The sequence below is a fragment of the Aquirufa sp. genome (assembly GCF_964796385.1).
Map to the genome: position 1 here is coordinate 18,883 of NZ_CBAUBA010000018.1, position 13,264 is coordinate 32,146.

Sequence of the window (13,264 nt, forward strand, 5' to 3'; positions counted from 1 at the left end):
ACCGGGTTTTTTTATGGAAAATGAATTAAAAATTGGTGAATACAATCACCTACGCATTATCAAGGAAGTACCTTTTGGTTTATACCTAGATGGGTATGAGGATGAAATCTTGCTTCCCTTACAATATGTACCAGAAAATTATCAAATAGATGATTTTATTGATGTATTCATCTACCGCGATTCGGAAGATCGAATTATAGCTACTACGCTAAAGCCAAAAGCAACGATAGACCAATTTGCTTATTTAGAGGTAAAATCAGTTACTCCATTAGGTGTATTTATGGAATGGGGATTAGCCAAAGACCTTTTTGTTCCTTTTAGTCAGCAATTTCAAAAGATGTCGGTAGGGAGATCATATTTCGTATATGTTTATTTGGATAGCCAAACAGATCGTATCGTCGCATCAGCAAGAATAGAGAAGTTTCTGCCATTAACCGATGGTAGTGAATTTACAATTGGAGACAAAGTATCCGCAATTCCATTTGAACACACAGATTTAGGAATCAAATGCCTTGTAAACAATTGTAAAATAGGAATGTTATTTAAAAATCAAGTGTTTACAAACTTGACATTTGGCGAATCTACAAATGTATACATTAATAATATTCGGCTAGATGGTAAACTTGATTTACGTCTAGAACCTGTGGGTATGGTACGCATAGATGCACAGGCTGAACGAATCCTAACTGCAATCAAAGCGAGTAATGGCGTATTAAAATTACATGACAAAAGCCCTGCAGAGGAGATTTATTTTGAATTAGGGATGTCTAAAAAGGATTTCAAAAAGGGTGTTGGCGCACTTTACAAAAGTAAACTAATTGCTTTGCATTCAGACTGTATATCACTTTTGTAAATTACAATTGTGGCTTAATTTCAATTTGTTTTTATTAATTTATAATTTAATTTTGTAATACTATTTGTTTACAAAGATCAATTATGAATTTAAGTGAGAAAATCGAATTGTTAATTAAGCGTAAGCAATTAAGTGCTTCACAATTCGCTGATAAATTAGGTATACCGCGTAGTAGCATATCTCATATACTTTCTGGACGTAATAAACCTAGTTTAGATGTCGTTCAGAAAATTTTACGTGTATTTCCTGAAATTACGGCAGAGGATTTATTATTTGAGGATCGCACCTTAGGATCACTAGCTGTCGCTAAGGAAATGGTTACTACTCCAACAGCTCCTTCTCTTTTTGATCCTGTTTTACCTACGCCCTCAGAATCCGTTAAAAATATTTTGCCTGAAGGAACGATCGTACAATCAAATCTCAGACGTACCAGAGAAAGTAATAATTCAGAGCGCGTTTCAAGCGTTCCGTTAGCAGTATCAGATGCAAACCCATCCTACCTGGAAAAGAAAATTGAGCGTGTTCTAATTTTTTATTCGGATGGAACTTTTTCTGAAAGCAAGCCACAGTCTTAGTATGCTAATTCGCAAGATCTTTTCCACGACTTATCCACAGTTGTGAACAATTTAATAATTCTTCCATTAGTTATCCACATTTTTATGTGGATAACCATGAATAATGTGTACAAATGGAGCTAATATGTAGCTAATTAGCTTTTTAATTTGGAAAAATAATTGTTTAATTTTAATGAATAACGCTTAATTCATGCAAAAAATAGATTCTTTAAATCAAGTAGCCCAGTTTCACCAAACTTTTGGTGCTCCGATTTTGGATAAACCAGGTATTCCAAGTGCAGAACGCTGCCAGCTCCGCGTAAGCTTGTTGGCAGAAGAACTAGAAGAACTCAAAGAAGCCATAGCTGCGAATGATATAGTTGAAATAGCCGATGCTTTATGTGATTTACAATATGTCCTTTCAGGGGCTGTTTTGGAGTTTGGCATGGGTGAAAAATTCGTCGAATTATTCAATGAAGTACAGCGATCGAATATGTCAAAAGCTTGTCAAAGCCTAGCTGAAGCAGAAGCAACTGTGAAATTTTATGCGGATAAAGATGGTACGCTAGCGGAAATTTTAGAGGAAAATGGCTTGTGGAAAGTATATCGTAAGTCCGACAATAAAGTACTTAAATCCATTAATTATTCACCGGCGGACCTGGTGAGTATCTTACGTTAAATGGTTAAAATTTTATTGATAGAAGATGAGCCTAAAACCGTCCAATCCTTGAAACAAGGTTTGGAAGAGAATAATTATGCAGTGGAAGTAGCGTATGATGGTCTAATGGGGTACCAATTAGCCACACGAAATACGTATCAATTAATCATCTCAGACATCATTATACCAGGGCTGAATGGACTCGAACTATGTCGCAAATTACGAATAGAGGGGATACAGACACCCATATTAATGTTGACAGCCTTAAGTACTACCGACGATAAAATAGAAGGATTTGATGCTGGAGCGGATGATTATTTGGCTAAGCCATTTGATTTCAAGGAGTTTTTAGCACGTGTTAAAGCCTTGATTAAACGTTCTAATCAGACGATGATTGAGGCACAGGTATTAAAATTTGCCGACTTAGAATTGGATCTCTCAAGTAAAATTGTATCGCGTTCCGGGCAGAAAATTAACCTGACCGCTAAGGAATTCCAATTAATGGAATACTTTCTTCGCAACCAAGAAAAAGTAATTTCAAAGGCTGAAATTGCAGAAAATATCTGGGAGGTAGAGGATGAAAACAGCTCCAATTTGATCGAAGTATATGTAAATTACTTGCGGAAAAAGGTAGATAAAGGCTTTTCAAGCAAATTGATTCATACACAATTTGGTATGGGATACATTTTACGACAAGAATAATGCAGATACGTTCCCGACTAACATATCAGTTTACATATTTAGTTTCGGCGATTTTATTCGTATCGTATTTTATTATTTATGTATTTACCCAACAGAATTACAAAGACAAATTTTACAGTCGGCTGCGCCAAAAAGCAAACACTGCCGCAGAATTATTAGTCAACGTAAAACAAGTTGATTCTAAACTACTAAGAATCATCGACCGCGCTAATCGCGATATCTTATATCGTGAAAATATTATGGCGTATGACACGTGCAATGAGCGTATTTATCGATCGAATGACACAATTAACTTTCATATAGACGTAAACCGTGTTAAAGAAGTCTTCAAGAAAAAAGAAGTTCGATTTGAAACGGACGATTTAGAGGTACTAGGTACCGTATTTGTTACACCAGAGGGCCAAATAGTCGTTTTTGCAGGTGCGGTTGATCAATATTCAGCAGAAAATGCAAAGGATTTAAAGAACATTCTGATCGCTTTGTTTCTCTTATTTGTCTTCATTGTTGTTATCTCTGGATGGTTTTTTGCCGGAAGGGCAGTACGACCCATTTCAGAAGTTATTAAACAAGTGGATTTACTGTCACCTAAGCGACTAGAACAAAGGTTAGAAACAGCGGATTCCGAAGATGAAATTGGCAAAATGGTAGCGACCATTAACCGGCTCTTAGAACGAATTGAAAGTGCATTTCGCTTTCAAAAAACATTTATTGCCAACGTATCCCATGAGTTAAAAAACCCACTAACCAAGATCTCAGCCCAATTGGAAGTAAGCTTATTAAATGAGCGATCAACAGCAGATTACAAGTTGACAATCGCCTCTGTATTAGAAGATACACAGGACTTAGCGGCAATTACGGAATCCTTGTTGGAATTAAACAAAATCAGCGTTTCGGATTACCAAGCAGGTTTTCAGGTCATTCGAATTGATGAAATACTTTGGGAAGCGCGCAGTTTAACGCAAAAGTTGAATGCAACCTATAAAGTTACATTTGACACACAATTCATGCCAGAAGACGAAGAATTGTTGATGATCAAGGGCGATGAAAAACTTATTCTGACAGCATTAAAAAATCTGCTAGAAAATGCCTGTAAATTCAGCCCAAATAAGCAAGCATTTGTACAGCTGGCCATTGAGGTTAACAAGATTATTATTGAGGTGAAAAATGAAGGGAAAGGAATTCCTGAGGCTGATTTACCCTATATTTTCCAGCCATTCTTTCGTGGCGAAAATACAGCCAATGCTAAAGGCTATGGCATCGGTTTATCACTTGTCGAACGCATCGTTCATTTACACCTAGGGCAAATATCAGTCCAGTCTGAACTTAATGGATGGACAAAATTTACCATTAGACTCTAGACATTAGACGTTAGACGTCGGACGCTAGACTTTAGAGTCTGTATAGACGCAATACTTTGCGTCTAATCATATCAAAAGACGCGAAGTATCGCGTTTCTACAAATTATATCAAATTGTTATATAATTTATATTATGTTAAATAGATACTAATCTAACCTCCAACGACTATTGTCTAATGTCTAAAAAAAAGACTGCCCATTTCTGAGCAGCCTTTTCTTAATGACTAACGTCTGACGTCCAACGTATTATTATTAATCTACCGTTTTCTCCATCTTCAATTCACGGTACACTTGGCGTAAAATCTCTTTCAAATCTTCATCTTTCTTCACACCTAATGCACGCTCAAAATATGGCAACGCCTCTTTATATTTCAAAGCAATTTGTTCTTCTATCGCCTTACCTTCTTTCTTATACGTCTCCATATCCATCGCATTCACTTTGCGCTTAATTTCTGCCGCATCATTATAAGACAACGCACCTAACTGGTACAAAGCATCATAATAATTAGCATCTATTTCCAACGCACGTTTGTAAAAACCAGGTAATTCCTCACGTAAAGCAGCAATTTTAGCTTGTAATTCATCCATTTTGACTTTATTCGCAGCTGCATCCCCTACTAACTTTTCCGCCTCTGCCTGCTCATCTATCAACAGCTTTAATTCGTCACTATCCGCTTTAATCGATGCCTCAAGTTTATTAATTTGGGCCTGAAAAACCGGCTTTTGTTTCGGTTGAGCCGTTTTTAACTTAGCCTTCACACGCTTTAATTCATCCACATAAACCTCTGCCTTATCTTTTTGTGAAACTACTTTGCGTTTTGCATTTTCAACTTTTACGGTCGTTTCAGCAATTTTATTTACTTCCTCTTTTAAACCGTTAACCTTATTTTCATACAACAAACCCAAATTGAATAAATTCATTACATCCTTAGGATCCTTCTCCAGTGACCCCTTCAACTGAAGAATCGCCTGATCAATACGACCAAATGAAATCAACATATTGAACTTCTCATTACGCAAATCCTTATTCGATGGATAAATTGTAATTCCTTTGTCCAACATGGCTAAAGCCGTCTCCTCTTCCTTCGCCGCCTTATAAATCTGAGCTAAACCGTAAATAATCGCCATATCCTTACCACCAATCGACATATAATGCTCATACGACTTCCGCGCCTCAGCATCTTTCTGACACAATTGAGCTACGACACCTGTATACATAGCAGACATCGTATCGTTCGGGGCAATTGCAGATGCCTTGGACATATAACGGAACGAGGATAAATAATCCTTTCCTTGATATTTAACTACACCTACATTCATTAGAGCACCATATACTTTCTCACGGCCATCCAATAATTTTTCAGCATCCTTAGCGATAGAACCTTTCTTTCCTTCTTTGGTATCCAATTTCACCGCCTCAGCAATATAATCAAGTGCTTTGAAAGGAGCATCCAAATCTAACGTAGAAACTGTGGAGTCGGGAAACGATGCCAAATCTAAATAGGCAATCGCACGATCATACCATAATTTTGGTTTTGTGGGTGATTTCTTCACCGATTCATCTGTCTTTTTAACAGCGTCCAAAATACTCTTCTTTTGTACTTCGACCAAAGCCTTATCCACTTGAGCGAATATTGAGCCTGTGGCTAATACCACAGTAATCAGGGTTAAAACTACTTTTTTCATATGTTTAGTTAAATTAAAAAAAAGCCCGTTCAAAAATACGGGCCAAAAAATTATTCCTCTATTTGTTCTTCAGTTCCCTCCACATTTGGAGTCTCCTCCCCTGCTTCTTCTCCTAACGTTTGATCAAGTACCACACCTTCCACAAGTTCATCCCCTTCAATCAAGACAACTTCTTCTGGCTCTGGTTCTTTATCAATTTTGGTTACTGATGATATTTCATCTGATTCATTTTTCAATCGAATCAATTTCACCCCTTGCGTATTACGTCCCATGACGCGTAACTCAGCCACACTCGAACGAATCAAAATACCCGCCTTCGTTATGATCATCAAGTCATTCGAGTCATTTACTTCCTTAATAGCCACTAAATTACCCGTTTTCTCCGTGATATTCAAGGCCTTAACCCCTTTACCTCCCCGGTTAGTCAATCGGTAATCCTCTACCTCAGAACGCTTACCAAATCCCTTCTCAGAAACCACCAATAGTTGTTGGACCTCCGGATCAGACACACAAACCATGCCAACTACCTTCTCGGTAGCAATCTTCTCATCTATCCAAATACCCTTGACACCAGCTGCCGTTCTACCCATAGGACGAACGCGCGTCTCTTCAAAGCGTACTGAACGACCCGTGTTCGTGGCAATCACAATTTGATTATTTCCATTCGTTAACGCCACATCCAATAAACGGTCTCCCTCACGAATGGTAATCGCATTGATACCATTTTGACGTGGACGAGAATATGCTTCCAAAGATGTTTTCTTTATCGTTCCATCCTGCGTACACATCACAATAAAATTATTATCAATGTAATCCGGATCCGTTATCGACTTCACATTAATCACCGCACGAATCGTATCCCCATTCTCAATATTCATCATATTTTGAATTGGACGGCCTTTCGAGTTTTTAGATCCCTCTGGAACCGCATACACACGTAACCAGAAACATTTACCGCGCTCTGTAAAGAATAACAACCAGTTATGCATCGTTGCTGAGAACAAATGCTCTGTATAATCATCATCTTTTGTAATCACCGCACGTGACCCTACGCCACCTCGCGTTTGTGAACGATACTCCGTAATCGGGGTACGTTTGATATATCCCTGAGCTGAAACCGTAATCAACATCTCATCATCCGCGATCATATCTTCAACCGAGAACTCATCATCTGTCATATTGATCTGCGTACGACGCTCATCACCGTAACGCTGCTTCATCTCCAACAACTCATCTTTAATGATCTGTAACTGACGATCAGGCTTAGCCAAAATGTCTTCCAAATCATCAATCAATTTCATGATCTCCGCATATTCATTCATGATCTTTTCACGCTCCATTCCAGTTAAGCGCTGTAAACGCATCTCTAAAATAGCCTTCGATTGAATCTCTGATAAATTAAACGTACTCATCAAACCTTCCTGCGCCGCATTCGGGTCCTTCGAATTACGAATCAACTTGATTACCGCATCCAAATTATCCAATGCAATAATAAAGCCCTCCAATACGTGCGCACGCTTGCGTGCCTCACGTAGATCATATTTCGTCCGACGAATAATAACCTCATTTCTGTGCTCAACAAAATGATGAATCAAATCCTTTAAATTCAACATCATCGGTCGGCCCTTCACCAAAGCCACATTATTTACACTAAATGAAGATTGTAAAGCTGAAAACTTATATAAATTATTCAAAACAACATTGGCCACCGCATCGCGCTTCAAATCAAATACAATGCGCATTCCTTGACGATCCGATTCATCACGAATCTCAGAAATACCCTCAATGCGCTTATCGTTTACCAAATCAGCACATTGCTTAATCAATGATGCTTTATTAACCATATACGGGATTTCAGAAACAATAATCTGCTCCTTTCCCGTTTTGGATGTATCAAATGTCGCATTCCCTCGAACCACAATACGTCCCCTACCCGTCTCAAATGCATTCTTAATTCCCTGAACACCATAAATTGTTCCTCCAGTTGGAAAATCTGGTGCCTTAATGTATTGCATCAATTCTGGAATGGTAATTTCTCGGTTGTCAATATAAGCCCCAATTCCATCGACCACCTCAGTTAAATTATGTGGCGCCATATTCGTAGCCATACCCACCGCAATACCTGATGTTCCATTCAATAGTAAATTAGGAATCTTTGCAGGCAAGACCGTTGGCTCATCCAAGGAATCATCAAAGTTAGGCTGAAAATCAACCGTCTCTTTATTTAAATCACCCAGCATTTCATCCGCAATTCGCTTCAAACGCGCCTCTGTATAACGCATCGCAGCCGGCGAATCACCATCAACTGAACCAAAGTTACCTTGGCCATCCACCAATGGATAACGCAATGACCAATCTTGAGCCATACGTACCATCGTGTCGTATACCGACGAATCACCGTGCGGGTGATATTTACCTAATACCTCACCGACAATACGAGCCGATTTTTTATATGATTTGTTATAACTAACTCCCAACTCCTCCATACCGTACAAAACTCGACGATGTACCGGTTTTAAACCGTCGCGCACATCTGGTAAAGCACGAGAAACTATGACCGACATTGAATAATCAATGTACGCCCCTCTCATTTCATCTTCGATGTTGATTGGGATAATATTCGTTTGTAATGACATAAATAATGGTTTGATTCGTTGAACAACCCACGTTGTTTTTTTTCATATAATTAGAAAAAAACAGGGATTTTCAATAGGTGCAAATATCTTAAATTCTGCCTATTTTTCCAAGAAAAAATTCAGTAAAAAAATTGAAATGTTGGATGGGAAGAAATAGCCTCTAATTACCACGCAGGGACGATTCCCGTACCATCAATTTGGTCTTCAAAACTTCAATAACAGGAGAATCTCCTGCATTTTTTCCTTCAATTTGATCGATCAATAATTTGAAGGCTAAATGACCTATTTCCTCCAATGGTTGCGCCACCGAAGAAATCGTTGGAGAGACAACCGAACAAACAGGCTCATTATTAAAACTTACAATTTTTACATCCTCAGGAACACGAATCTTTAATTCACGCAAGGCCAATAAAACTCCTAAAGCCAAGCGGTCAGAAACGACCAAAATTCCATCTGGTGCATTATCCATGCGCATCAAAATATGCGTTTGCGATTTGGCTGTATCCTGAAAATAATCGGAATGAAAAATCAAACTAGGGTCAGCTTCAATCCCCGCCTCCGAAAGAGCCCGTAAATAACCTAACCGGCGCTGATTACTAACCGAAACATTTTTAGGTCCAGCCAAAAAAGCGATCCGTTTACACCCGTTTTCCAATAAATGTTTAACAGCTTCATATGCAGATTGCTCATTATCAACCATCACTTTGGACGCATGAATCTCATCACTATCCCGATCAAAAAAGACTAAGGGAATACCGCGTCGCTGCAAGCGATTAAGATGCTCTAAATTTACGGTCTCCCGAGAAAGTGAAATAATAATACCTTCCACTTGAGAACGTGATAAATTTTGAATATTAATCAATTCCCGCTCATAAGATTCCTGTGTTTGCGTTATCAACAACGAATATCCAGCCGCAATTGCCGCTTCTTCGATCGCCTTCACCACCGTAGAGAAAAAGTAATAGCCCAAATCCGGCACAATTAAACCCAATGTTTTTGTCCTGCTCTTGACCAGACTAGAAGCTAAAATATTTGGTTGGTAATCGAGCTCTGCCGCTAAATCAAGAACAGATTTTTTTGTATCCGGATGAATATCCGGTAAATCACGTAAAGCGCGCGAAACAGTCGCTACTGATACATTCAACTGCTTGGCAATATCTTTGATCGTAACCTGATGACGCATGATGTGGTAAAATTTAATCTGAATTTACACTCTTTTTCTCTAATTATTCAATTAAAGAACTTTCTCTCCAAACAACCGACGATCGACCACCCATCATTCCCATAGGCGGATGCTCCTTTCCTATCTTAATTTCCAACTCTAAAAAATCAGGATGTAAATGCTTACACCTCGTGGCAATTTTTTCACATAATGTCTCCAATAAATCAACCGGATCACGCATAATTTCAACACAAATGGCATAGAGCTGCCCATAATCCATCGTTCGGTCAATATTATCACCAAACTCTGAGGTAATTTCCTTCGAAATAGACAGATTTAAAATAAACCAATTACCCAAAATCCGTTCTTCAGAAAACAAACCATGATAACCAAACAACCGCACATCTTCTAAACACACCCGATATATCCGCATTGCTTCTAATTAATATCACCAACTTTCCCACGAGGAGCACTTGATTTCGCGTATGCCTCCAATACTTTATTTAAGGTAGGCAAACCATCATCTTCAATCGTACTCACATCCAAATGATTTGATTTTGTAGGCTTAGAAGCAGAATTTACCTTTTTCTTTGCCACCGGTTTTAGCTTAGCTGCAGGCTTATTAACCTTAGACTCCACGTTGGGTTTAACAGAAACTACTTTCTTTTTCTCAGCTTTAACAGGAACAATTGGTGGAATATCCTTTTTCCATTTCGCCAACTGGTCCATTGTTTGCTGCGCAAGTTCCAACATCTGCTCGGCAAGTGTTTGTTGGACCGCCTCCAAACGTCCCATCTCCCGCTGCTTCTCCTTCAGTTCTTGATCCGCTTGGGATATCATTTGCTTGCGCTCATTTTCAACCAATAAAGTAGACTTTTTTGCTATCTGCTCAGACTCCGCAATAATACTAGTAGCCTTTTTCTTGGCATCTGAAAGCATAATTTCAGCTTCCTTCTCTACTTTTTCTTGCCAATGTAGCTGTGCTTCTTCGGCCAACTTCATTGCCCGAAATAGCGAAGATTCTACCTCACGTAATCGATTTACTTCTTGTTCAAGTTGGTGTATTTTCTCTTGCATAGATCGCTCATTTCGAGCTGATTCTTCCGCAAATTGATCTACCGAGTTCACATAGGCCTGCACCTCCGAAACATCGTAGCCACGAAAACCTTTGGAAAAAGACACTGCTGATATAGGCATAGAAAAAACTTGTTTAGTAAAATAAAAAACCTTTAATCGATTTTCCAAACAGAAATCTGTTTATCATCAGATCCAGAAACCAACAAATCTGTATAATCCGACCAAATCAATGCATTGATCGAATGTTTATGCCCACCATAGCGCGGAAAATCAATTACTTTTAAAAGCGTCAAATCAGTCGCATGCCAAATTTTAATTGTCTTGTCCATACTTCCCGTTGCCAAATAGCGCCCACATGGACTTAACACAACCGCATTAATTGCCTGAATGTGTGCAGGAACGGCAGGCAATGCCTCAATTAATTCATTTGATTCCCAATTCCATACGCGAATATGTGCATCTCCACCAACCGATATGAGGGTCTCCCCCACTTCAATCAAAGCAAAAACACGCTTTTCATATGCTATTTTGGCATGTACTAAGTCAAATTGCGAACTAAATACGCGCATATTGCCATCACTATAACCAGCAAAAATTTGTTGGCCTACTACCATCAAACACCGCACATGAGCCTCCCCTACTTTTACATGTTTCAAAACCTGATGCGATAAACGATCCACCACCGTAATCATCCCGTGTGAACTTGCCACCCAAACTTGATCTCCCCAAAATTGAATATCAAAAATAGATTGATTCAACATCGGAATTGAAAAAACACGATCTAAAGTACCTACATGTATACCATGAATTCCCTCATTATTTTGAGCCACCCAAAGAATTCCAGACAAATGATCCAAACGCATGGCATAAATAGACCCTTGAATTTGCGCAATCACTTTACCCAAATCTGGTTTTTGAAGATTCCATTGAACAACCCACCCATCAGCTCCAGCCGAATAAAATAAAGCATTGTCTACAGCCTTTTCCAAAGCGTAGACCGCACCCCGATGACCCGCAAACGTATCTATTCGTTCTATTTTCAAAATTTTAAGCCAATTGAACTACAAAAATGATAATTTTACAGCCAAATCTATCGGTATGCCGAAATTTTCATCCTCCCTCGCTTTACTTCTTCCTGAAACACATGTGTGTGTATGGAAAATCGACGAGCCAGAAGAATTCTTTACACACGTACCGAGCAGCTGGCCACCGATAAATTCAGAAAATCCAATAAAGCGTTTGGAATCAATGACAGCACGCTATTGTCTATATGATTTATGTAAACGCATCGGAATGACAGATGTATTGCTACAGCAAGACGAACGTCAACGCCCCTACTTATTAGATTCAGATTGGAAAATATCCTTGACGCATTCATTTCCATACGTCGCTGCGGCTTGTTGCCGCACAAATGAGGTAGGTGTAGATATCGAAAAAAAAGGCCGTAAAATTGAGAAAATAGCGCCTCGCTTTTTGAATCAAATGGAACTAACAAACCGTCAAGGTAATCATGCAGCGCTCACCGTCGCCTGGTCCATTAAAGAATCCATTTACAAAGGAGCGAATATTCCTGGATTGTCTTTTCGCAACGCAATCGCGCTTGAAATACATACCGAAAAACAAATGGGTAAAGCAACGCTAGGTAACGCAGATAAAACAGCTAATTATTATTGGGAAGAATTTGAAGAATTCGTACTCACCTTGGCATTAATTGATTAATCTAATGAGGCAATCAGCGTAGTCAACTCATCCTTGTAGGAATCATCCCCTGCTTTTTCATATGCCAATATTAAGTTACGAAGTACCCGCCGAACAATCTCTAAATTCGAACAAGGCTGATAATAGATTTCATTTTGCTCTAAATTCAATTGTGCGATGTAATTATCAATATCTGTTTTATTAAAAATCAACCCCTTATTAAAGACGTTAATGTAGAACTGTAACTCTTCTTTTTTGTAAGTCAAAACAAATAAATTAGGCAAATTAACTCCATAAACAGGCATCCCTAATTTCTGAGAAATCCACATGTACACCACACATAAACTGATTGGGTTACCTTTCTTCGAATCAAGAACCACGTTAATAAAGGAATTATTAGCCGCATGAAAATTCTTCGTATTTGCCCCAAATTTCAATTGATCAAACATCACTGAATTTAAAATCTTTAATTGATCAATCGGATGTAAATCGTCCCGCATTTGTGGCCAAACCTCAAAATACAGTTGCTCCATGGAAGCTTGCAATTCAGCGTAAGTAAATTCTGGATATCGATAAGTTGAAATAATCCACATCCCCTCCAATAAATCCATGCCTCCCCCTTCTTTCCACAGGGTGAGCCGGTTTTTCATTAAGTCTAACTGAAATTCATGAATTAAATCCTCTATTTTAGTTTGTAAATAGGGATTGAAACTTAAATGTTCCCATTCAGCTTCCAAAACTGGAATGATCGAATAACCTAAAGTACGCATTTGAGCTTCGACCATTTGAACTACTTCGGTATCCGAGTCGTCCAAAAGTTGAATCATTGCTTTAATCGCGGGTCCTTCCATGTAGATTTTGTAACGTTCAAAATTAATAAA

Annotated in this window: 13 protein-coding genes; 6 read left to right on the plus strand and 7 right to left on the minus strand. The window is 38.6% G+C overall.

Features of this window, described 5'->3' with window-relative positions:
- The first annotated feature begins 13 nt into the window (after positions 1-13).
- The 5 genes from AC1W6K_RS07080 to AC1W6K_RS07100 all read left to right on the plus strand — a co-directional run bounded on the left by AC1W6K_RS07080 (position 14) and on the right by AC1W6K_RS07100 (position 4,125).
- The gene (locus tag AC1W6K_RS07080) at positions 14-853 is read left to right on the plus strand and encodes a CvfB family protein (RefSeq protein WP_481720291.1); all 840 of its coding nucleotides are present in this window, start codon (positions 14-16) and stop codon (positions 851-853) included.
- A gap of 83 nt (positions 854-936) precedes the next feature.
- The gene (locus AC1W6K_RS07085; protein ID WP_481946947.1) at positions 937-1,428 is read left to right on the plus strand and encodes a helix-turn-helix transcriptional regulator; all 492 of its coding nucleotides are present in this window, start codon (positions 937-939) and stop codon (positions 1,426-1,428) included.
- 190 nt (positions 1,429-1,618) lie between these two features.
- The gene (locus tag AC1W6K_RS07090; protein ID WP_481946948.1) at positions 1,619-2,086 is read left to right on the plus strand and encodes a pyrophosphohydrolase domain-containing protein; all 468 of its coding nucleotides are present in this window, start codon (positions 1,619-1,621) and stop codon (positions 2,084-2,086) included.
- A complete protein-coding gene (locus AC1W6K_RS07095) occupies positions 2,087-2,767 on the plus strand; it encodes a response regulator transcription factor (RefSeq protein WP_481946949.1) in 681 nt (226 codons plus the stop codon).
- Positions 2,767-4,125 carry a sensor histidine kinase gene (locus AC1W6K_RS07100; protein ID WP_481946950.1) on the plus strand — a complete coding sequence of 453 codons (1,359 nt, stop codon included), beginning with the start codon at positions 2,767-2,769 and terminating at the stop codon, positions 4,123-4,125. The genes AC1W6K_RS07095 and AC1W6K_RS07100 overlap by 1 nt, the downstream gene beginning before the upstream one ends.
- Before the next feature lie 251 nt (positions 4,126-4,376).
- Here the strand turns inward: AC1W6K_RS07100 and AC1W6K_RS07105 are convergent, their stop codons facing one another.
- The 6 genes from AC1W6K_RS07105 to AC1W6K_RS07130 form a co-directional block, all read right to left on the minus strand.
- Positions 4,377-5,810, minus strand: coding sequence for a tetratricopeptide repeat protein (locus AC1W6K_RS07105; RefSeq protein WP_481946951.1), 1,434 nt, complete (start codon positions 5,808-5,810; stop codon positions 4,377-4,379).
- A gap of 50 nt (positions 5,811-5,860) precedes the next feature.
- A complete protein-coding gene (gyrA, locus tag AC1W6K_RS07110) occupies positions 5,861-8,446 on the minus strand; it encodes a DNA gyrase subunit A (RefSeq protein WP_481946952.1) in 2,586 nt (861 codons plus the stop codon).
- A 160-nt stretch (positions 8,447-8,606) separates the two neighbouring features.
- On the minus strand, positions 8,607-9,629 hold the full coding sequence (locus AC1W6K_RS07115; RefSeq protein WP_395783381.1) for a LacI family DNA-binding transcriptional regulator: 1,023 nt from the start codon (positions 9,627-9,629) through the stop codon (positions 8,607-8,609).
- 43 nt (positions 9,630-9,672) lie between these two features.
- Positions 9,673-10,041, minus strand: a complete 369-nt coding sequence (locus AC1W6K_RS07120) for a dihydroneopterin aldolase (RefSeq protein WP_481946953.1) — start codon at positions 10,039-10,041, stop codon at positions 9,673-9,675.
- A gap of 5 nt (positions 10,042-10,046) precedes the next feature.
- Positions 10,047-10,805, minus strand: a complete 759-nt coding sequence (locus AC1W6K_RS07125) for a DivIVA domain-containing protein (RefSeq protein WP_481946954.1) — start codon at positions 10,803-10,805, stop codon at positions 10,047-10,049.
- 32 nt (positions 10,806-10,837) lie between these two features.
- Positions 10,838-11,728, minus strand: coding sequence for a WD40 repeat domain-containing protein (locus AC1W6K_RS07130; RefSeq protein WP_481946955.1), 891 nt, complete (start codon positions 11,726-11,728; stop codon positions 10,838-10,840).
- 55 nt (positions 11,729-11,783) lie between these two features.
- Between AC1W6K_RS07130 and AC1W6K_RS07135 the strand changes: the two genes are divergently transcribed.
- A complete protein-coding gene (locus AC1W6K_RS07135; RefSeq protein ID WP_481946956.1) occupies positions 11,784-12,404 on the plus strand; it encodes a 4'-phosphopantetheinyl transferase family protein in 621 nt (206 codons plus the stop codon).
- Here the strand turns inward: AC1W6K_RS07135 and AC1W6K_RS07140 are convergent.
- Entirely contained in the window at positions 12,401-13,234 is an 834-nt protein-coding gene (locus AC1W6K_RS07140; RefSeq protein ID WP_481946957.1) for a transglutaminase-like domain-containing protein, read from the minus strand. The two genes, AC1W6K_RS07135 and AC1W6K_RS07140, sit on opposite strands and share 4 nt — an antisense overlap.
- Between the last annotated feature and the right edge of the window lie 30 nt (positions 13,235-13,264).